The organism is Pacificoceanicola niger, from assembly GCF_048553275.1.
GTDB lineage: Bacteria > Pseudomonadota > Alphaproteobacteria > Rhodobacterales > Rhodobacteraceae > Pacificoceanicola.
The window spans coordinates 1-20,161 of the sequence record NZ_JBLZMW010000006.1 but is presented as its reverse complement, the minus strand read 5'-3'; the positions used below and the strand labels follow the sequence as shown (position 1 = coordinate 20,161).

Genomic DNA, 20,161 nt, shown 5'->3' with positions numbered 1-20,161 from the left:
GCCATGGATTGGACCCGCGATCTCCCGTCCTGGCCACACGCGGCGCTGTCTCGTCGTGTACTCTGTCGCCCGCATCAATGGCATGTTCAGGAAACCGGCTCCGGCCCAACCGTGCTGCTGCTGCACGGCGCCGGTGCCTCAACGCACTCGTGGCGGGATCTTATCCCGAGTCTTGCGGACCATTTCCATGTTGTGGCGCTCGATCTGCCGGGACAGGGATTCAGCCGCCTTGGTGCCCGCAATCGCTGCGGCCTGGAGAAGATGAGCGCCGACATCGGCACGCTGTGCGCCGATCAGGGCTGGGCACCCGCCCTGATCATCGGCCATTCCGCCGGGGCGGCGATTGCCCTCAATCTCTCCTTGATCCTGCCCGATGCGCCGAAAGTCATCGGCATCAACGCCGCTCTCGGCCGTTTCGACGGCATCGCCGGCTGGCTCTTTCCCGTGCTTGCGAAAGTGCTGGCTTTGACGCCCCTGACCGCCCTTGCCTTCAGCTCGGGCAGCGATCCAATGGCGCGGGCCCGCCGCTTGATCGAAAGCACCGGATCACAGCTTGATGAGCACGGCCTCGGGTTTTACGCCCGCCTGATCTCGAACCGCGACCATGTCGATGGCGCGCTCAAGATGATGGCGCAATGGAGCGTGGACGCGTTGCTTGACCGGCTGACTGACATCCCCGCGCCCTGCCTGTTGTTGACCGGAGAAAAGGACAGCGCCGTGCAGCCCGCCGTCTCGGCCGGAGCCTCACGCCGGTTGCGCACGGCCGAGGTCGTGACGCTTTCAGACCTTGGGCATCTGGCTCATGAGGAGGACCCGGATCGCGTGCTGCGCTGCATCCTCGACTGGACAGGGGGTCGGCGCGGCCTTTGAGAGGATCAGAAAAATTCTTTCGCCGCGACTAGACGACCGGTCTAGTCGATACTAGATAGATCTCATGACCGCACAAGTTAAAGACACCCGTACCCATATTCTGGAAGTTGGACGAAGCCTGACCGCACGGCAGGGCTATTCCGGCGTGGGGTTGAACGAGCTGCTCAAGGCTGCGGACGTCCCCAAAGGGTCGTTCTATCATTACTTCAAATCGAAAGAAGCCTACGGCTGTGCGCTGCTCGAAGACTTTGTCGAGCAATATCGCGAGACCCTGGCCAGCACGCTTGGGAGTTCGGAACGGACAGGACGCGACAAGTTCTTGGGGTATTTTGAAGGCTGGCTTGTAAAACAAACCAGCCCGTCCCTGAAGGAACGCTGTCTGGTCGTGAAATTGTCCGCAGAAGTCGCCGACTTGTCCCCGGACATGAGCCGGATTTTGCAAGACGGTGTGAGCACCATTATTGCGAGCCTGACGGAGACCCTCGAAGAGGGCCTCGCTGACGGTTCGATCGCGCCCCTGGACGATCCGCACGGCCTCGCTCAATCGATTTACCACCAATGGCTGGGGGCCAGCCTGATTGCCGGTCTCTCGCACGATGCCGCCCCGCTGAAAGCGGCCATGAAAGCCACCAGAACGGCGATACCCGCCCCGTAACCTCCTAAGACATAAAGGCGAACGCCTGATCCATCGTCACGGGTGATTTTTAGACGACCGGTCTATTTTCACCGTTGACGCAAAAAGACAATAACCGCAACAGCGCGGCGCATACCGCATGCCGCCCCAAAGAAGAGAAAGACCATGACACAGACCAACCGACAACTCGTACTCGCCGAACGGCCCAAAGGCGAGCCGACAAAAGACACATTGGCCCTGACCGAAACGTCCATTCCAAGCGCCGGTGCGGGGCAAATGCTGCTTCGCACGACCTTCCTGTCACTTGATCCCTACATGCGCGGCCGGATGAGCGATGCGCCGTCCTACGCAGCCCCCGTTGAGATCGGCGATGTGATGGTCGGCGGCACGGTCGCAAAGGTCGTCACGTCCGATATCGAGGGCTTTGCTGTTGGCGATTACGTGCTCAGCTTCAATGGGTGGCAGGACTACGCGGTCTCGGACGGCGCGGGTGTGACGAACCTCGGCAAATCTCCGGAGCATCCGTCCTGGGCACTCGGCGTTCTCGGCATGCCCGGCTTCACGGCGTGGGCTGGCCTGACACGGATCGGCGCACCGAAGCCCGGCGAGACCATCGTGGTGGCCGCCGCAACCGGCCCGGTTGGCGCGACCGTTGGCCAGATCGGCAAGCTGCTCGGCTGCCGTGTGGTCGGTGTCGCCGGCGGAGCGGACAAATGCGACTATGCAATGCGTGAGTTGGGCTTTGACGCCTGCATCGATCACAGGGCGGACGACTTCGCCGAGCAACTGGCCGCGGCGAGCCCGGACGGGATTGATGTCTATTTCGAAAACGTGGGCGGCAAGGTGCTTGATGCGGTGATCCCGCTGCTGAACGCCAACGCACGGATGCCCGTCTGCGGTCTTGTCTCGCAGTACAACGCAACGGAATTGCCCGGCGGCCCCGACCGCATGAACTGGCTGATGGGTCAGATCCTGCGCAAGCGGGTCAAGGTTCAGGGATTCATCATTTTTGACGATTTCGGACATCTCTACCCCGAGTTCGCCAAGGAAATGTCGGACTGGATCGACGCAGGCAAAATCAAATACCGCGAAGAAATCATCGACGGTTTGGAAAACGCCCCGGACGCCTTCATCGGGCTTCTGAAAGGCGAGAATTTCGGCAAGCGGGTCATCCGCGTTGCCCAAGACTGAAAGGCACAGCTGTGAAAATCCTGATGGTACTGACATCGCACGATCAACTGGGCGATACCGGCAACAAGACCGGCTTCTGGCTCGAAGAATTCGCGGCCCCCTACTACGTTTTCAAATACGCGGGCGCGGATATCACGCTGGCCTCTCCCAAGGGCGGGCAGCCCCCGATCGACCCGTCCAGTGACAACGAAGACACACAAACCGACGACACCCGCCGTTTCAAGGACGATGCGGACGCGCAGCGGCACCTCGCCACGACGCTCCAACTGGCCGATGTGACGGAAAGCGGCTTTGACGCGATCTTTTATCCCGGCGGGCACGGCCCGCTTTGGGATCTGGCAGAGGACGCCGACAGCAAGCGTTTGATCGAGGCCTTCGCCGCGGCCGACCGGCCTGTTGGCGCCGTCTGCCATGCGCCTGCCGTGTTCCGCCATACCCTGGGTGCCGATGGCGCATCGCTGATGTCGGGACGCCGTGTCACGGGGTTCACGAACTCGGAAGAAGACGCGGTTGGCCTGACAAACGTCGTGCCGTTCCTTGTCGAGGACATGTTGAAAGCCAATGGCGGTCAGTTCGAGCGCGGCGACGACTGGGCCGATTTTGTCCTGCGTGACGGCAAGCTGGTCACCGGCCAGAACCCGGCCTCCTCTGCCAGCGCGGCGAAAGAGGTCCTGGCCTTGCTTGGCTGATCAACCTTGGTTGGGGCGCTCGGCCAACAACAGCCGGGCGGCCCCAATCGCATCGCGCGCGAGGAGGCACGCTTCGCGAAGACGGACTTCGGTCGACGCACGTCCGACCATGACATTCACTCGGGGGACGACGATGACCCTCGCGACGAATTTGTCGGTGAGGGCTTGATACACGTTCATAGGGCTGCCCAATTGGTCGACATGCCCGGAGCGCGACGATCTTTTGGGCGAACTGTTCGCGCCGGACGACACCTGGTTTGCAAAGCGCAACGACAAGCCTGCGTTCGGCGCCTGATAGCTCGGTGCGCGCCGACATCGACGCGCCGATTGCGCACAAAGGCTTGGGGCTGGTGCCAGATTTCGACCGCTGGAAGGTTGGCGACAATCTCGACATTGCCAGCCGGGACAGCGATCCGCTCGGTTTCCTCGAAGAGCGGAGACAAGGCGGATGACACGCACGAGCGGGCCGATGCCCGGCAGGGGGGCCGGAATTTTCAGGCGTCACCACGATCTGTACCGCGAAGATCTGAAGGGCGTTTTTGACGGTCGCGAACGCATCAAGGCCGATGGTTCCGCCATCATCGCAAATGGTAATCTGATGTTCACTGTGGCTTGAGCAACCCCGTGGAGCGTCGCGGGCCACAACCTCCCGCCGCTTTCGGTCTTGAGGATTTCGCTCTCTATTGGGTTTGGGAGCGCAGCCCCGTCATAGCCACATGACAGGGCGGCCGGGGCAGAAGCGCTTCGATCCGGGACTTGCGAGGGCGCGCTACGCCGCCCCCTTCCATTCAACGGGGGTCACGTAAACGATGCTGTCATCGACGCTGACCATCACATCGCCGTCCTGAATATTCACCTGCAGCTTCATCGCGCGGTTTGCCAGTTTTGCCAGTGCATCGGTGTCGGCCTCGGAAATGCTGACCACGTGTAGATTGTCAAAACGGGTGGTGCTGTTCTTGACCTTTTCCCACCACATTTCGGCGGTTCTGCCGCCGTAGGGGTAGACAATCACCTTTTCCGCCTTGTTGCAGGATTGACGGATAACCTTCTCGCTCGGAAGCCCGAGGGCAACCCAGACATCGAGATCCCCGCTCAGGCTTTTCTGCCAAATGTCTGGCTCGTCATCGGTCGAAATGCCCTTGGTCATTTCCAAGTGTTCATGCGCATTGAGCGCAAACGCCAGGATGCGCACCATCAGCCGTTGATCCGTCTCCGAAGGATGCTTGGCCACGGTCAGCTTGTGGGTCTCGTAATAGTGACGATCCATGTCCGAGACCGATAGTTCGACTTTATAAATGGTGGCATTTTGCGCCATGATCTGCCCCAAATCTTCAAGGATTTGGATGCCTACTCCGTCTGGTTCGCATTGGAAAGCAGATACACAGGCCGCAACGATGTGACCCGACCGTCAAACCCCGCGACCCGCAAAGAGCGCGGCGTTCGACAGCCCCAAAGCAAGATCAGCCGATCGCGCAAAGACCGCCGATGGCTGGGCGCCCGTTACCGCAGCTCGCTCACCGCGATTTGCGCCGCCATGCAAAAAGGCCAAGGTCAAGGATAACCTTGAGCGTTGCCGCCAGTATCAGCGCACAGAGCACGGCCTTTGAGACCGTCTCCATCGTACCTTCGATCTGCACCGCGTGGATCACGGTGCCTGCGGCGATCACCACGGCAAGGACCACATGACCAAACCGCCACGTCCTAAATAACAGCCGCCCGCGGAACGCGGCCAGCAGCGCGGTGGCAAAGAGTGCCCACATGGCAATCACTCCCCAGGCCGAGAATGGCGAGGGGGAGGCGAACAACAAGGCGTCGATCACGTCCGGTGGGCTGGTGATCCAAAGTCCCCCGACATGGGCCACCACCGCCACGACAAGAAAGCCACCCATCACGCGGTGGACCCGCCGCGCACCGCGCAAGGACAGACCCGGCATCACCCCACCCGCAAGCAGCGGTTGGACAAGCAAACCTGCCATGGCAATAATTCCGGCAAATCCGGCGGCAACGTAGACAGGATCACGCCAAGCCAGCAGGGGGCTGGCCGCCGCTGCCGCGATGGGCACGGCAATTGCCACAGCAAGCACGCCCCAAAGTCCTATCGTGCGCACCCGGCCCATGCTCTCCCCGCCTTGATCAGACCGGCCGAAGGACGAAATGTGCCTCTAGGCTCGTATCTTTGCTGCGCGACATGACCGGGCGCAGAAACACAGTATCAAAGTCATCGCTGTCATAGGCAAGATGCCCGTGCGGTTGGCCGAAGGCCGGGACGATCTGCGGCATCTCAAGGCGGAACACGCCATTTACGTCAGTCAGCGTGGCGCCATGGCTGTGCGGATCACGCTCGTGGCCTTCCGTGGTATGGGCCCAGACCTGAATGCGTTGCCCGGCCAGTGGCGCGCCATCGCCCGCTCGGCGCACGGTGCCCGTCATCCAGAATCCTCCGCCCCCGATCCTCTCTACGATCGGCGCGCCCGGTCGGTAGTTGTTGGACCCGCCCCGCATTGAGGGCGTCGGCGCAAGCCCCTGCGCGCGCGCAGGCACCATCAGGCCGGATACTCCGGCGAATACAGCCCCCGCGCCCGTGGCAAGGACGGCCCTGCGCGTGAAAAAGTTCGAATTCATCTGAATGCCTCCTGTCGGATGTGAGCCCCCCATCAATCCGGAGAAACCAAACGAGACGGGCTCTTCGCGATACCCCGATATCATTGAACGATAGCCCGCATATTCACCAAACAACCCCAAAGTTTACGTGAACTGACGTGACCGCCCCTGCGCCGATGGCATTCGAAACCCATTTGGCAAAAGCCATGGAACACGGCCGTGCCTGCGGTCTGCGAAAACTCACGCCCGAAAGCTCTGCGGTCGGCGTTGCCGTGCGCGACAGGCCGCTCGTCGGGAGGGACGCTTGGATGGGGTTCAGGGTCCGAGGCCAAATATACACCTGGATTTAATCTTTATTAACCATAGTGAATTAAACCTTGCCGATAGCGTAGTTGGTAGGGCGCATCCGAAATGAAGGCCGTAACGAGAGAAAAATCTTTCATTTCAGAACTCGCGGCGATTCCCGCAATGTTCGTGACCTGCGACACGGATGGATCGATTCTCGCCTTCAGCCACCGCTTCGTGGCAGATATAGGCGCGCAGGATATGAACCTGTGTGGCCAGAAGCTCGACACATTCCTCACAGAAGAATCCGCCGCCGTCTGGGCCACGGAAGTGATTTCCCGTTTACCCCTGCGCGGCAGGCTGGAAAACCTTCGCTTGAACTTCAAACGTTCCGACGGGACGGGCTTTCTGGCGCTCGCATCGATCGATCAACTCGACACCGGGCTCGTTGAGGCTGTGTTCAAGAACGTCGACTTCCTGATCGACCTCGAAGACCGGTTGCGGCAAAAACGCGAGCGCCTCGGCGCGTTGCTGGAAGGCACCGGTGCCGCGCTCTGGGCCTTCAATGCTCAGACGAAGGAACTGATTGTAAACGATCGCTGGGCACAGATTGCCGGATACGAGACCGAAGAACTTGCTCCGATCACAGTGGAAACATGGAGAGCCTTGTGCCACCCCGCTGATCTGGAACGCGAACGTTCCACGATCGAAGCCCATCTTTCTGGCGCGTTGGAAAGCTATGAAGGGCGCGTCCGGCTGAGACATCGCAATGGCGGGTTGGTTTGGGTGCGGATCACGGGAAAGGTGACCTCGCGCGACACCGATGGTCAGGCAGAGTGGCTGCACGGCATCTTCGTCGACATCACGGAGGACATCGCCGGAAGGACCATGTTGCGCCGGGCGGAGGAAACGCTCGACAAGGCCTCGCGCCTGGCTGGCTTCGGCGGCTGGGAAGTGGATATGCGTGACGGGGCCATTTACTGGAGCCCGGAGACCTGCCGGTTGCACAACGTCGCTGCGGACTTCGTGCCGCAGTCGCTCGATGAAGCCTATGCCTTCTATCCCGAAGCGGCAAGGGAGACCTTGAGAGCTGCAGTGGACCAGGCCATTGAAAACGGAACGGGTTGGGACCTCGAACTTCCTTTTGTGCCACGCGGGCGCTCACAAATCTGGATCCGAACGATTGCGGAGGTGGTCACGGAGAACGGCACCCCCGTTCGGCTGAGCGGGGCGGTGCAGGACATCACGGACCGCAAACTGCAAAGGGATGCGCTCGCACGGACGACGGAGCGGCTGTCGCTGGCAGTGCGGTTCGGGGGTATCGGGGTCTGGGAAGCCGATATCGTAACCGGCGACCTCCGTTTCGACGCGCGCATGACCGAGCACTTTTCTTCGAATGGCACCGCGCCCGCGACCCTCCGCGATTGGCTGGCCATCCTCGAAGATGAATCGGGCACGATCCTGCACGCGGCGATCAACCGTACCCTGCGCCACGGAGAACCGCTCGACGTGCCGGTTCTCACGCGCCATCAAGGCCAGACAAAGGCTTTTCGCGTCACCGCTCAGATCCATGAACAGCCGGGCGAGGACGCCGCGCGGCTCATCGGCGCCTGCTGGGATCAGACGCCAATGCATACCATGACCAGTCGTCTCGAACGGGAACGCAGCTGGCTGCAGACCAGCCTGAGAAGCATAGGGGACGGCGTGATCACGGCCGATCCCGCAGGCCGGGTGCTGTGGATGAACCCCGTCGCAGAACAATTGACTGGCATCAAGCTCGACAAAGCCCGCGGCCGCGTCTCCGATACCGTGTTCCGCGTCATCAACGAGGTGACCGGGAAATCCTGCGACGACCCGATCGCAGCCTGTCTGTCCACGCGGGCAAACGTGAACCTCGAAGCCAACGCCACTCTGGTCAACCCGCAGGGAAAATTGATCGCCGTTGATGATAGCGTGGCCCCGATCCTGTCTGACGGAGGTGACCTGCTGGGAGCGATCATGGTGTTCCGGGACGTGTCCGAGCAGCGCGAAACCAAGCGTCGGATGGAAGAACAGGCAACGCTGGACCACACAACCGGCCTGCCAAACCGTCGCTGGTTTACCGCTTCGCTCTCAAGCCTTCTGTCCCAATCTCCGGGGACGCGGGAAGACAATTTCCTGATCTTTTGCGATCTCGACGTGTTCAAGCAGATCAATGACATCCATGGCCATGCCATGGGAGATATCATCCTGCGCGACACCGCTCGCATCCTGCAGACCAGTTTCGCCGACGCCCGCGTTGTGGCGAGGCTTGGCGGGGATGAATTCGCGCTTATTGCAACCGCCGACGACGAGAACGCGCTGCGGCGGCGCCTTGAGGCGGTCTGCACGGACGTCGCGCATCTTGCGGAGCATCACGCGCTGGCACCCTCCGCGCGTCTATTGGGCATGAGCATTGGGGTCGTTTCCCTGACCCGCTCTTTCGGCAACCGCGGCGAGGCCATGCGCGCGGCAGATGCGGCCTGCTACCGTGCGAAACAATTGGGCCGCGGACAGGTGGTTTTTGCCGGGGAACTGAGTGAAGCGGAACTGATCGTGCGCTCTGCGGATGACGATGTCTATGCACTTCTCGAAACCGCTATCGCAGAGGACAAGGTCGACGTGCATTTTCAGCAGGTCCGAAGCCTGACCGGGACCGACTTTCCCATGGTGGAACTCCTGGCGCGCCTTACTTCCCACGACGGTCGCCCCATCGGCGCCGGTGACTTCATCCCCGTCGCCGAGCGCTCCGGTCTCATTTCCGGCCTCGACCTGTGGATGTTGCGCAAAGCGGTCACGCTGGTGGCGGACTGTCCCTTCGGGCGCGCGACAACTATGTGTGTCAACGTCTCTGGCGCCTCGGTCGGTGACGAGGCGTTTTGCCGCGCGGCGCTGGACATCCTGTCGGAGGCGGGCCCGAAGGTGGCGGCGCATCTCTGCCTCGAAATTACGGAGACCGTGGCGTTGCACAACACCGAGCGCGTGGCGCTCTTTGCCCGCCATGTCCGCGAGAAAGGGGCAAAGATCGCACTCGACGATTTCGGCGCCGGCATGTCCTCGATCCGCCACCTGCACGTGCTGACCGTCGATTACCTGAAGCTCGACGGTGCCTTCGTGCGAGACATCTGCACCAGCCGGGTTACGCGACTGGCGCTCTCATGCTTCGTGGATCTGGCCCACGAGATCGGTGCGAAGACTATCGCGGAGTCCGTCGAAACCGATGAGGTTCTGAACGACATCCGCGCGCTCGGTGTGGACTACGTTCAGGGATACCTTCTCCACCGACCAGAACCGTTGCCAACGGCTTCCTGATTTTCAGTTTGTTGATTTCCGCTGAGAAGTGACCCGGTATTTTCACCGAGATTTGACCAACCCTAATTATGTCTCAGCGGTCACGTTGTGGTCAATGCAGGCGTCTCCTTTCGCTATTTCTTTGCGGCTTCTGAACTGGCCTTGAAGCGGTAACCGTCGTTGCCGGTTTCCCGAATGTGGCAGCGGTGAGTGAGCCGGTCCAGCAGGGCGGTTGTCATCTCTGCGTCGCCGAAGACCTGGCCCCATCGAAGAAGCTGAGATTTTTGGTGATGATCCGAACGCTCGTAGGCCTCCGTCACTCGAGGGGTCTTTCACAGACGCAACTCTCCAATTTGCTCATGCGCAATCGCTCCTACATTGCAAAAGTTGACCTATGTGAACGCCGTCTCGATATCATCGAAACCTGGGAATGGATTAGAGCACTCGGAGAGGATCCGGCCGTGTTTCTGAATGAACAGCTCAAGGATTCGGCGGATAAGACACTGAAGCTGCCAACACATGATGATGACAGTTAAGTTTAGCAGACTGCTGAAAAACTCCAGTCAGATCAGTTTCGACGCGTAAGAGCGTCAACTCTCGGGCTCTCTCGTCGAGTTGACGAAAATGGATCGCGTTGGGGACCGACGAACAAGACGAGAAGTGCGCTTCTGAAACCTTTTCAGCAGCTTGTTAGTCATCTTAGGGTCGCCCTGCCGCTCTAAACTGCCATTCGTACGCTCCGCGTCTAAGGCTGCCGGACACGCAGCGAGCGGCCCGTTCCGGTCATCCATGGCCATCGGCAGCGCCGCACTGCGCTTCCCCGAACCGGTCAATCATGCAGGCTGCGGCATTTTGAACGGTCCGTGGTCATCCGTGCGCAAAATCTGACGTTCTATGTCTCCCCGAGCGGGCGTTGCTCCTGCTGTCCGCGACGCGCCGTGCCGCGCTGAGATCAGGTCGTCACGCGCCGGCCAGAAGCCCGGCATAGACGCCGCCTTTCGCTGCCAGCGCGGCGTGGGTGCCGGTCTCAACCACCCGCCCGTTCTGCATCACGACGATAAGGTCGGCCTCGCGGATGGTCGAGAGCCGGTGTGCGATGGTGATGGTCGTGCGACCCTTCGACAGCCTGTCCAGCGCCTGCGACATCGCGCGTTCCGTTCGCGTGTCGAGCGCGCTCGTTGCCTCGTCCAGCAGCAGGATCGGAGGGTCGCGCAGGATCGTGCGGGCCAGCGCCAGACGCTGCCTCTCGCCGCCAGAGAAACGGGAGCCGCCTTCGCCGACCAGTGTCTCGTAGCCTGCGGGCAATGCCGCAATATGGTCGTGGATCTGCGACACCTTCGCGGCCGCTATGAGCTCGGCCATGGTCGCCTCGGGGTGGGCGAAGCGCAGGTTTTCGGCCACAGAGGCGTTCAGCAGGTAGGGCTCCTGCGAGACCACCCCAAGCATCCTCGAGAGCGTGTCGAAGCTGAGGTCGCGCAGGTCCACACCGTCGAAGCGGATCGCGCCGCCATCGACATCGTAGAGCCGCGCCAGCAGGTATCCGAGCGTCGTCTTGCCCGACCCTGTCGGGCCGACGATGGCGACATGGCTGCCCGCGGGGATGGTCAGGCGCACCTCCTGCACCGCGGGGCCGTGCCCCTTTGCATAGGCGAACTGGACGTGGTCGAGTTCGACCTCGCCGCGCATGTCGGCCCGTGGGATGGTGACGGCATCGGTGCGCTCGGTGATCTCCACCGGCTTGTCCATGTATTCGAAGACACGGGCAAAGAGCGCGCGGGTCTTTCGCGTGTCGCGGCCGACCTCGAGCAACTGCTCTAAGGGCCAGAGGAGTTGTTCCTGCAGGGCGATCATCGCCACGAGCGTGCCGATGCTGGCCGGATTGCCCGTCTGCATCAAGAGCCCACCCGCCACCAGCGTCAGGGCGGGCAGTGTCGCAAGGGCAAAGCCGATCAGCGACCACTGCCATTCGCCTGCAGTATGCGAGCGGACCTCAAGCTGTGCCAGGTCGCGCGAGATGCGGGCGAAATGCTGGGTCAGGAAACTGCCGCGCCCCATGGTTCGGGCAAGGATGATGCCGGGAGCGGACAGTGTCTGCTCGACCGCGGCGGACATGTCGGCGGCGCGGGCCTGCTGCTGGAAGGTCAGCGCCTCGCGCAGACGGGCGACGCGCGCGCTGATCAGCACGGTCCCCGGCACGATGAGCAGCACGAAGAGGGCCAGCCGCCAGTCCAGCACCACGATCGCCACAGCCGTCATCACCACCGCGCTGAGCGAACGGCCCAGTTCGTTCGCGGTCTCGGTCATCAGCGATTGCAGCCCGGCGATGTCGCCCGCGATGCGGGACTGCACCTCGCCGGTGCGTGTGCCGGTGAAGAACCGCAACGAAAGCGTCTGCAGATGGGCATAAAGGCGGACCCGCAGGTCGTGCAGGATGGCCTGCCCGATGCGGGTGCTCAGCACGACCTGGAGCGCGCCGATCCCGGCGGAGGCCAGCGCGGCCGCGATCATGCCGCCCGCCAGCCAGAGCAGCAGCGAAAGATCCTGCAGCGGCAGGGCCACATCGATGATCGCGCGCAGAAGGAAGGGCCCGGCCAGCCCGATGGCCGACGACAGGATCATCAACGCAACAACGCCCCCGATCCGCGCCCTGTAGGGAGCAAAGAGTTGAAGGACCCGCCGCAGCGAGACATGCCGTGCGGCCAGGTCGCCGTAGGTTTCGGGATCGTCAGTCATCGATCATTCCAGTCTCGTCGGTCTTTGCGGGCAGCCGGACTTCAACGGTGAGGCCGGTCGGGTGGTTCGGCAGCAGCCTTGCCTCGCCGCCATGGGCGCGGGCGATGGCGCGCAGGATGGACAAGCCAAGCCCCGAACCGCCGTGGCTGCGCCCGCGCGAGCCGTCGGCCCGCCAGAACCGGCCGAAGGCGCGGGCCCGATCCTCGGGGGGCAGGCCTGGCCCGTTGTCGGAACAGCGAAAGATCACATGGTTTCCTTCAATCCGGGTCTCGATGTGAACACGGGCCTGCGGCGCGTAGCGGCGGCAGTTCTCCAGCACCGCAACGAAGGCCTGGCGCAGGCGTGTCCTGTCCGCCGTGACGCGCGCCGGGGCCAGTGCGCGGGTCACGTTGATGCCCGCCCCGGCCAGTTCCGCCTCCATGCCGTTCAGGGCCGCCGCGACCTCCTCCGCAAGGTCGAGGCTGGCATGGGACAGCTCCAGCCGACCGGCGTTGCCGAGCGCGAGCGTGCGCAGCTCCTCGACGATGGACGAGAGGTGATCGACATGGGCGATCAGCCGGTCGAAGGTCTCCTGCGTCGGATCGAAGACGCCATCGGACAACCCCTGAAGCCGCCCGCGCAGGATGGTCAGCGGTGTGCGCAATTCATGCGCGATGGCCGAATTGGAATAGGCCAGTTCGGCCTCGGCCCGCTCCAGTCGTTCGGCCATGGCGTTGAAATCCGCCAGCAGGTCCGCCGCTTCGCGGAAACTGTCGTCTGGCACGTCGGCACGGGCAGAGAAATCCCCCTGCGCAATCCGCCGCGCCGCCATACCGACCGATTTCAGCGGCGCGATGACCCGTCCGGCCAGACGCCAACCGATCAACGCGGCGGTGACGAGGCCGAAGGTCAGAACGGTCAGCACCATGACGGTATCCGCCGTGCGCCAGCCCGTCGCGTCCGGCGCTTCGGTGGGGTAGATCCAATCGTAGATGAACAGGAAATAGGCCATCAATCCCAGCGACACGACCAGCGCCGCGACGAGCGTCAGCGCGATGATGGTGCGCGAGATGCGCGCGTTGAGGTTAGCCGCCATGGGGCACATCCAGACGGTAGCCGATCCCGCGCACGCCGGTCAGCAGACTGTCCGCGCCCGCAGCCCCCAGCTTGCGGCGCAGGTTGCTGACGTGGCTGTCGACGGTGCGGTCGAGGGCCGACCCTTCGGGCAGGCAGGCATCGACAAGGTCGGTCCGGCTGAAGGCCCGGCCCGGAAACCGCGCCATATGGGCGAGGATGCGGAACTCCGTGGGCGTCAGGTCGAGCACGACAGGCCCGGCGCTGCCGTCGAGCGTGGCGCGGTAGGCATCGGGATCGACCGTCAAGGGGCCAACCCGCAGCAGGCTGTCCCGCCTCTGTCCCATCGTACGGCGCAAGACGGCGCGGGCGCGGGCCACAACCTCATGCGGGTTGAACGGTTTGACCACATAGTCGTCGGCCCCGATCCGCAACGCCTGCAGCTTGTCCAGATCCTCGGCCAGCGCCGTGACCATGATGACCGGTGTCTCGCCCCGCCGCCGTATCGCGGCAAGCACCTCGAAGCCGTCCTGTCCCGGCAGCTTGATGTCCAGCACCACCAGGTCGGGCCGCAGGCGCTGGTGATGCGCAAGGCCCGTGGTGCCGTCGCGGGCGCAGATCACGCGAAACCCTTCGCGCGCAAAATAGCTTTCGAGGATCTCGGCGATCTCGGGTTCGTCCTCGACGATCAGTATCAGGGCATCGGTCATGCGGGGGCCTTCTTCAACGCGGGTTGGGCTGTCGGACGGGTCAGGCGGCTGACGCCAACATAGAGCAAGGGGACGAAGAAAACGCCCAGCACCGTGGCGGAGATCATGCCGCCGAAGACGCCGGTGCCGATGGCATTCTGGATCTCGGATGCCGCGCCCCGGGCGATCACCAGCGGCACGACCCCGAGGATGAAGGCCAGCGAGGTCATGACGATCGGGCGCAGACGCAGGCGCGCGGCCTGCAGGATGGCGCGATGCAGTCCCATGCCGTCCTCGCGCAGATGGCGGGCGTATTCGACCATGAGGATCGCGTTTTTGGCAGACAGTCCGATGATCGTAACGAGGCCGACCTTGAAGAACACGTCGTTGTCCGTGCCGCGCAGCAGCACGGCGGTCACGGCGCCGAGGACACCCAAAGGCACCACCAACATCACCGCCACGGGCACCGACCAGCTTTCGTAGAGGGCTGCCAGAACGAGGAACACGATCAGCATGGAGGCCGCCATCAGCATCGGCGCCTGGCTGGCCGATTGCTTTTCCTGCAGCGACTGTCCGGTCCATTCCACGGCGAACCCCTGCGGCAGTGCGAAGGCCAGACGCTCCATCTCGGCCATGGCCGCGCCGCTCGACACGCCGCTTGCCGCCTCGCCAGAGATGCGCGCGGCCGGGTAGCCGTTGTAACGGTCGAGTTGCGAGGGCGTGTTTTCCCAGACCGGGGTGATGACCTCCGACAGTGGCACCATACCGCCTTGGGCATTGCGCACCTCGAGCCGCAGCACGTCCTCCACATGCATGCGCGCGGCGGCTTCGGCCTGCACGATGACCTGCTGCATCCGCCCCCGATAGGGGAAATCGTTCACATAGGTCGATCCGACAGCGGTCCCGATGGCGTCGGTGATCGCGTCGAACGCCAACCCCAGCGCCTGCGCCTTCTCGCGGTCGATCCGGAGCGCGATGGCCATGCCGGCGGGCAGGCCCTCGCTCATCACTGAAGACAACAGCGGGCTGGCCTCCGCCGCGGCGATCAGCTGATCTTCGGCCGCCTTCAGCGCGGCAGGGCCGGCATTGGCGCGATCCTCCAGCCGCAGCGAAAAACCCGATGTCGTGCCCAGCGACTCGATTGCCGGGGGTTTCATGATCATGGCTGTTCCTTCGGGTATTTCCGCCATTGCGGCCTCCGCCGCGGCGATCTCCTCGTCCACGCTGGTCGTGCGCTTATCCCAGTCCTTCATGCTGGTGAAGGCCTGGGCAGCATTCGGCCCCGAACCCGAGAATCCGAACCCGAGGATCACCGTGTTCTCGACGATGTCGGGGCGGGTCGCGGTGTGCGCCTCGTAGGCGGCGATCACGTCGCGCGTGCGCTCCGCCGTCGCGCCGGCGGGCAGTTCGAACATGGCCATGAAGTTGCCCTGATCCTCGTCGGGGACGAAGGAGGTCGGGATCCGTGTGAAAACGAGCCCCATGACCGCGACAAGCACGAGGTAGAGCACGATCATCCGCCCGCCGCGCCGCAGGGTCCAGCCTACCCAGCCGGTGTAGGCCCCTGTCACCGCGTCGAAACCGCGGTTGAACACGCCAAAGAAACCACCGGCCCTGCCATGGCCCGCGACGGGACGCAGCACCGTGGCGCAGAGCGCGGGCGTCAGCGTCAGCGCAAGGACGGATGAAATCAGGATCGACACCGCCATCGACAGCGCGAACTGCCTGTAGATCGCGCCGACCGATCCACTGGCCAGACCCAGTGGAATGAAAACGGCGGCCAACACAAGCGTCGTGCCGATAACGGCGCCGGTGATCTCGCGCATCGCCTGTTGTGTAGCCTCCTTCGGCGGCAGAGCCTGCCGCATCATGATCCGCTCGACGGATTCGACCACGACGATGGCGTCGTCCACGATGATGCCGATGGCCAGCACCATGCCGAACATCGTCAGGACGTTGATCGAGAACCCCGCCATCCACATCACGGCAAAGGTGCCCAGCAGCGCGATCGGCGCGACGATGGCCGGGATCAGCGTGTACCGGACGTTTTGCAGGAACAGCAGCATTACCGCAAAGACCAGCGCCATCGCCTCGACCAGGGTCTGGATCACCTTTGAGATCGACACTTTCACGAAGGGCGCGGTGTTGTAAGAAATCGAGATCTCCATGTCCTCGGGCATGGCGGGGCGCAACGCCTCCAGCCGCGCCTCGATGGCGGCGGCGGTCCGGACGGCATTGCCACCAGGCGTCATCTGGATCGCAGCGGAGGCTGCCGCCTTTCCATTGCTGCTGACGCTGAAGGCCGTGGTCTGCGCCGCCAGTTCCAGCCGCGCGACATCACCCAGAATCAGACGCGCACCGTCGGTCGTGGCCCGCAGCGGGATCGTGGCAAAGGCCTCGGGCGACGTCAGCTGTCCCTGGATGGTGAGCGGCGTCGAGATCCGCGTGCCCGGCACAGTCGGGCCATCGCCGATGCGCCCGGGCGCGGCCTGCGCATTCTCGCGCGCGATGGCGTCGGTCACGTCGCTCATCGTCAGCCCATAGGCCGAAAGCTTTGCCGCATCGACCCAGACCCGCAGCGCCCGATCCGATCCGAACTGCTGCACCCGCCCGACACCGGGCACGCGTTTCAACTCCTCGCCAAGGTTTCGGGTCAGGTATTCGCCAAGGCTCAGTTCATCGGTCGCGCCGGTCCGCGACTTGAGCGTGATGACCATCAGAAAACCCGATTCCGCCGCCTCGACACCGATGCCTGCGCGGCGCACCGGTTCGGGCAACAGGGCCTCCGCGTTCTTCAGCCGGTTCTGTACCTCTACCTGCGCCAGCTCAGTGTTCGTCCCGGGCTTGAAGGTGACGGTAATGTTTGCGCCGCCCGTCGAGTCCACGCTGGACTCGTAATACAGCACGTTCTTGACGCTGGAGAGTTCCTTTTCGATGGGCCGCACCACGCTGTTGCTGACGGTGGTCGCATCGGCCCCGGCGTAGGTCGTGAAGATGCTGACGCTGGGCGGCGCAATGTCGGGAAACCGGGCGACCGGCAGTTGCGGGATCGCGACGATCCCGGCAAGCGCGATGAAGATCGCGATGACCCAGGCAAAGACCGGGCGCAGGATAAAAAACTGGGCCATTTTTGTTCGCTTTTCAGGAGGATGTGTCAGGTTGAGAGGGGGCGCCGGGGCGCGTCGTGGCCGGAACTGTCACTCCGTCCGGGACGCGCTCCTGCCCCCGCACCGCAACGTTCTCGCCCGGCTTCAGTCCGGACGCGACGATGACGCGATTGCCGACGCGTTCGCCCAGCCGCACATCGCGACGCGCAGCCAGACCGTCGGGCGAGACGACAACAATTTGCGCGCCGCCGTCACCGGTGCGCAGGACGGCATCCTCCGGCACCAGGAGAGCGCACGGGATGACGCCATGCGGCAGAGTTGCACGCACGAACATCCCCGGAAGCAGGGCCAGGTCGGGGTTTGCGGCCTCGATTCGAACGCCGACATACCCGGTGCCCTGATCGACGATGACGTCAGAGGATTTCAGCGCGCCGGTCAGGGGACGCGCGCCGTCCCGGTCCCTCAGCACCGTGACCGCCCCCAGCCCTTCTTCCGCGGCGATCATCACCGCGTCGAGGTCTTCCACCGGCAGCCGAAGGTCGATTGTCACCGTATCGAGATCCTGCACCACCGCGAGGGGCTTGTCGCCTCTGACCGTGACCAGCCCGCCGATCTCGGCGAGCCCGGCCGCGACGTAGCCGTCGATGGGCGCGCGCAGCGTCGCAAAATCGAGGTCGAGACGCTTGCGCTCCACCACGGCGCGGGCTTCGGCAACGCCCGCCTTTGCGATTTGCAGGTCATTGTGGGCAGTGTCGTTGCTCTGTCGGCTGACGGTGTTCCGCGTCAGCAGGGAATCCGAACGCTCGACCGCGCGCTTTGCCTGGGCCTCGGCGATTTCGGCGCGCAAAAGGGCCGCCTCTGCCACGTCGAGGTCGGCCTGCAGCGGCGCAGGGTCGATGCGGAACAGAACGTCCCCAGCCGCAACCTTGGCGCTTTCCGCGACGTGCCGCTCGAGGATCAGCTCCCCGACTTGCGGACGAATTTCAACCCGTCGATGGGCAGAGACGCGGCCTGCATAGTCGGACGACAGCACGATCCGTTCGGATTCGACCGGGCGCACCGTCAAGTGGACCGTCGTTTCCCCCGCGGGTTCTTCCGCCACGGCCGAATGGGGGAGGTTGTCGAACTGGAAGATGGCCAGCGCTCCGCCCATCAGGCCGATGCAGGCGGCGATCAGAATCTTGCGGCGTGTCATGTTGCGTCCCGTTGCAGTCATACCGCCGCCAAATAGCATCGGGCGATGGAGGAACCTCCGAGATTGCGTGGAGATTGCGTGGAGGCCAGACCTTGCGGTCAGTGCAGCCTCCCGAGACGCGACCACTGTTCGGGCAATGTGCGGCCTGAATGATCCTGTGAACACCTGTGCGGCTTGCGGCATTTGCAACCGGGACATGACGCGCGGCGGTGTGGTCGGGCGTGGCTCGGAATTTCTCTGGTCCGTCCTCTCCTCATGATGACCCGTTCTGCCAAAGTCAGGTTGGCGAGGGCTTCAGTCGAGGTGGCTTCGAATATACCCTCAACTAACGCAAAACGCCCCAGATACTCTCAAGACGCCCCGCGGGGATTTTGGACGGTTCGCGCGCCAAGGTCCGCTTCACGGAATGTTCCATGCCGATTTCGCACCCGCAGCAAAATTCCGCTTCCCGCCGACTCCGTGGAAAAACTCCCGTTCGCTGGCGCAGAATATCGACGGCTGAACGTGGCGCGACGCGAAAGCGGAACTTCCCTTCTTGCATTGTGTTGTGAATATACTTCTCAAGCACATGCCCAATCGGCAGAAGTGCCAAATCCGTTGCCAGTGTCCCACGGGTACTGACGTCAGACAGGCTGGATCAGCTTACGCAAACTGGCTTGCTGCACCCAAGGGAAGTTTTCGCGAAAGTCATGATAAGTTGGCTCTCACGTTTTTTCCATTTGAAGGCGGCTGAAATGGCCGTTTTTTGACCAATGCGTTTTGGCCCGGCCCTGTAATATTTAGATGAATATGGAAAATCAGACTGCTACGACAGGACAGGCGCGAAGCCCCCAATATTCGTTAACGAGGCCTTCGGCGCGCAGGTTGGCAACGAGGCGATCGCTCAGGAACACAACAGTCCTGAAAACCCTTTGCTCGACCCACAAATCCGCCCCTTGCAGGGCCTTTTCACTCAAGCTCATCCGATTGTCCCCCTCCAACACGACCGGCGGATCCCAAACGTCGAAATCCGGGCCATATGGCTGCCGCGCATTCGGAGAGTGCTCTGGAAGAAAGGTGTTTTTCAGCTGGCACACATAGAGCACGCAGAACCCTTCATGAGCGGGCGTCTTGCGGTCATTTTGAAACAGGGTGACCGACTTGATGAGGTTGTCGCCCATATCATGACGGTCGAAAACCGCCTTTACTTGCGGCGAGATGAAGCCAAAGGCATTTGCATAGAACAGGTGCGCATGATTCGGTCGCACCAACGGCTTGGATTTCGTTGGCTCGTAGAACCAGTCGGGGATCTCTGCGGCATTAATAGGCTCGGACCGCGCCATTTTGTCGCCGAGCGCGTAGAGCTGGGGATCGAGCAGCGGAAGTTTGATGTCTTCTTGCTTTGGATCGTTCCAGGCCTTCCTCAGCATCGATTCATTGGAGGCCTGGCAAAGCCAGATTCGGTCCCGGGCGTCGTATGTCTCTGTCATCGTATGTCTCCGGTTTCATTTTTCAGGCTGGCTAGGGTCAGGATTCAAAACCAATAGATGACGGTTGCGGCCAGAGCGATGGCTGAGAGGAAGACCCTGGGACAACGATCATAGCGTGTCGCCACACGCCGCCAGTCCTTGAGCCTGCCGAACATGATCTCGATGCGGTTGCGTCGTTTGTATCGGCGCTTGTCGTATTTGACCGGCGTCTTGCGTTGCTTTCTGCCAGGGATGCAGGCCCGTATCTCTTTGTCTTTTGACGCGTCCCTGAACCAGTCGGCGTCATAGCCACGATCCCCGAGCAACCAGTCGACCTTTGGCAGGCTGCTGAGCAGC

At 62.8% G+C, this 20,161-nt stretch carries 17 protein-coding genes and 1 pseudogene; 7 read left to right on the top strand and 11 right to left on the bottom strand.

Annotation, left to right across the window (positions count from 1 at the left end; genetic code table 11):
• Nucleotides 1–3 precede the first annotated feature (3 nt).
• From bchO to ACN2XU_RS09585, 6 genes are all read left to right on the top strand, one after another.
• Nucleotides 4–870: an alpha/beta fold hydrolase BchO gene (gene bchO / locus ACN2XU_RS09610; RefSeq protein ID WP_419410217.1), complete on the top strand. Its 867-nt coding sequence runs from the start codon at nucleotides 4–6 to the stop codon at nucleotides 868–870.
• A gap of 64 nt (nucleotides 871–934) precedes the next feature.
• On the top strand, nucleotides 935–1,525 hold the full coding sequence (locus tag ACN2XU_RS09605) for a TetR/AcrR family transcriptional regulator (RefSeq protein WP_419410216.1): 591 nt from the start codon (nucleotides 935–937) through the stop codon (nucleotides 1,523–1,525).
• 144 nt (nucleotides 1,526–1,669) lie between these two features.
• A complete protein-coding gene (gene curA / locus ACN2XU_RS09600; protein ID WP_419410215.1) occupies nucleotides 1,670–2,695 on the top strand; it encodes an NADPH-dependent curcumin/dihydrocurcumin reductase in 1,026 nt (341 codons plus the stop codon).
• A gap of 11 nt (nucleotides 2,696–2,706) precedes the next feature.
• Nucleotides 2,707–3,384, top strand: coding sequence for a type 1 glutamine amidotransferase domain-containing protein (locus ACN2XU_RS09595; protein WP_419410214.1), 678 nt, complete (start codon nucleotides 2,707–2,709; stop codon nucleotides 3,382–3,384).
• A gap of 302 nt (nucleotides 3,385–3,686) precedes the next feature.
• Nucleotides 3,687–3,836 (top strand): hypothetical protein, encoded by a 150-nt coding sequence (locus ACN2XU_RS09590; protein WP_419410213.1) that lies wholly within the window; start codon nucleotides 3,687–3,689, stop codon nucleotides 3,834–3,836.
• Nucleotides 3,833–4,000, top strand: coding sequence for a hypothetical protein (locus ACN2XU_RS09585; protein WP_419410212.1), 168 nt, complete (start codon nucleotides 3,833–3,835; stop codon nucleotides 3,998–4,000). The genes ACN2XU_RS09590 and ACN2XU_RS09585 overlap by 4 nt, the downstream gene beginning before the upstream one ends.
• A 153-nt stretch (nucleotides 4,001–4,153) precedes the next feature.
• Here ACN2XU_RS09585 and ACN2XU_RS09580 read toward each other — a convergent pair whose 3' ends face one another.
• From ACN2XU_RS09580 to ACN2XU_RS09570, 3 genes are all read right to left on the bottom strand, one after another.
• Nucleotides 4,154–4,699: a YaeQ family protein gene (locus ACN2XU_RS09580; RefSeq protein ID WP_419410211.1), complete on the bottom strand. Its 546-nt coding sequence runs from the start codon at nucleotides 4,697–4,699 to the stop codon at nucleotides 4,154–4,156.
• Nucleotides 4,700–4,898: 199 nt separating this feature from the next.
• Nucleotides 4,899–5,501 carry a ferric reductase-like transmembrane domain-containing protein gene (locus ACN2XU_RS09575; RefSeq protein ID WP_419410210.1) on the bottom strand — a complete coding sequence of 201 codons (603 nt, stop codon included), beginning with the start codon at nucleotides 5,499–5,501 and terminating at the stop codon, nucleotides 4,899–4,901.
• Nucleotides 5,502–5,517: 16 nt separating this feature from the next.
• Nucleotides 5,518–6,006 (bottom strand): peptidase associated/transthyretin-like domain-containing protein, encoded by a 489-nt coding sequence (locus tag ACN2XU_RS09570; RefSeq protein WP_419410209.1) that lies wholly within the window; start codon nucleotides 6,004–6,006, stop codon nucleotides 5,518–5,520.
• A gap of 447 nt (nucleotides 6,007–6,453) precedes the next feature.
• Between ACN2XU_RS09570 and ACN2XU_RS09565 the strand changes: the two genes are divergently transcribed.
• Nucleotides 6,454–9,600, top strand: a complete 3,147-nt coding sequence (locus ACN2XU_RS09565) for a bifunctional diguanylate cyclase/phosphodiesterase (RefSeq protein ID WP_419410208.1) — start codon at nucleotides 6,454–6,456, stop codon at nucleotides 9,598–9,600.
• A gap of 113 nt (nucleotides 9,601–9,713) precedes the next feature.
• Here ACN2XU_RS09565 and ACN2XU_RS09560 read toward each other — a convergent pair.
• The 8 genes and pseudogenes from ACN2XU_RS09560 to ACN2XU_RS09525 all read right to left on the bottom strand — a co-directional run.
• Nucleotides 9,714–9,886, bottom strand: a pseudogene (locus ACN2XU_RS09560) (ATP-binding protein); the annotation flags it as partial.
• A 653-nt stretch (nucleotides 9,887–10,539) separates the two neighbouring features.
• A complete protein-coding gene (locus ACN2XU_RS09555; protein ID WP_419410207.1) occupies nucleotides 10,540–12,312 on the bottom strand; it encodes an ABC transporter ATP-binding protein in 1,773 nt (590 codons plus the stop codon).
• Nucleotides 12,305–13,387 (bottom strand): ATP-binding protein, encoded by a 1,083-nt coding sequence (locus ACN2XU_RS09550; RefSeq protein WP_419410206.1) that lies wholly within the window; start codon nucleotides 13,385–13,387, stop codon nucleotides 12,305–12,307. Before ACN2XU_RS09550 ends, ACN2XU_RS09555 begins: the two co-directional genes overlap by 8 nt.
• Nucleotides 13,377–14,075, bottom strand: a complete 699-nt coding sequence (locus ACN2XU_RS09545; RefSeq protein ID WP_419410205.1) for a response regulator — start codon at nucleotides 14,073–14,075, stop codon at nucleotides 13,377–13,379. The genes ACN2XU_RS09550 and ACN2XU_RS09545 overlap by 11 nt, the downstream gene beginning before the upstream one ends.
• Nucleotides 14,072–17,182, bottom strand: a complete 3,111-nt coding sequence (locus ACN2XU_RS09540) for a multidrug efflux RND transporter permease subunit (RefSeq protein WP_419410204.1) — start codon at nucleotides 17,180–17,182, stop codon at nucleotides 14,072–14,074. The genes ACN2XU_RS09545 and ACN2XU_RS09540 overlap by 4 nt, the downstream gene beginning before the upstream one ends.
• Nucleotides 17,183–17,195: 13 nt before the next feature.
• The gene (locus ACN2XU_RS09535) at nucleotides 17,196–18,356 is read right to left on the bottom strand and encodes an efflux RND transporter periplasmic adaptor subunit (RefSeq protein WP_419410203.1); all 1,161 of its coding nucleotides are present in this window, start codon (nucleotides 18,354–18,356) and stop codon (nucleotides 17,196–17,198) included.
• 797 nt (nucleotides 18,357–19,153) lie between these two features.
• The gene (locus tag ACN2XU_RS09530; RefSeq protein ID WP_419410202.1) at nucleotides 19,154–19,825 is read right to left on the bottom strand and encodes a hypothetical protein; all 672 of its coding nucleotides are present in this window, start codon (nucleotides 19,823–19,825) and stop codon (nucleotides 19,154–19,156) included.
• 44 nt (nucleotides 19,826–19,869) lie between these two features.
• The coding region (locus tag ACN2XU_RS09525) for a transposase (protein ID WP_419410201.1) at nucleotides 19,870–20,161 on the bottom strand (292 nt) is incomplete at its 5' end.

Bases quoted from the DNA above. Each gene is read 5' to 3' on its own strand.
- ACN2XU_RS09585 (WP_419410212.1), top strand. From the start codon at position 3,833: ATGACACGCACGAGCGGGCCGATGCCCGGCAGGGGGGCCGGAATTTTC.
- curA (WP_419410215.1), top strand. From the start codon at position 1,670: ATGACACAGACCAACCGACAACTCGTACTCGCCGAACGGCCCAAAGGC.
- ACN2XU_RS09575 (WP_419410210.1), bottom strand. From the start codon at position 5,501: ATGGGCCGGGTGCGCACGATAGGACTTTGGGGCGTGCTTGCTGTGGCA.
- ACN2XU_RS09580 (WP_419410211.1), bottom strand. From the start codon at position 4,699: ATGGCGCAAAATGCCACCATTTATAAAGTCGAACTATCGGTCTCGGAC.
- bchO (WP_419410217.1), top strand. From the start codon at position 4: ATGGATTGGACCCGCGATCTCCCGTCCTGGCCACACGCGGCGCTGTCT.
- ACN2XU_RS09530 (WP_419410202.1), bottom strand. From the start codon at position 19,825: ATGACAGAGACATACGACGCCCGGGACCGAATCTGGCTTTGCCAGGCC.
- ACN2XU_RS09545 (WP_419410205.1), bottom strand. From the start codon at position 14,075: ATGACCGATGCCCTGATACTGATCGTCGAGGACGAACCCGAGATCGCC.
- ACN2XU_RS09540 (WP_419410204.1), bottom strand. From the start codon at position 17,182: ATGGCCCAGTTTTTTATCCTGCGCCCGGTCTTTGCCTGGGTCATCGCG.
- ACN2XU_RS09535 (WP_419410203.1), bottom strand. From the start codon at position 18,356: ATGACACGCCGCAAGATTCTGATCGCCGCCTGCATCGGCCTGATGGGC.
- ACN2XU_RS09565 (WP_419410208.1), top strand. From the start codon at position 6,454: ATGTTCGTGACCTGCGACACGGATGGATCGATTCTCGCCTTCAGCCAC.
- ACN2XU_RS09555 (WP_419410207.1), bottom strand. From the start codon at position 12,312: ATGACTGACGATCCCGAAACCTACGGCGACCTGGCCGCACGGCATGTC.
- ACN2XU_RS09550 (WP_419410206.1), bottom strand. From the start codon at position 13,387: ATGGCGGCTAACCTCAACGCGCGCATCTCGCGCACCATCATCGCGCTG.
- ACN2XU_RS09605 (WP_419410216.1), top strand. From the start codon at position 935: ATGACCGCACAAGTTAAAGACACCCGTACCCATATTCTGGAAGTTGGA.
- ACN2XU_RS09570 (WP_419410209.1), bottom strand. From the start codon at position 6,006: ATGAATTCGAACTTTTTCACGCGCAGGGCCGTCCTTGCCACGGGCGCG.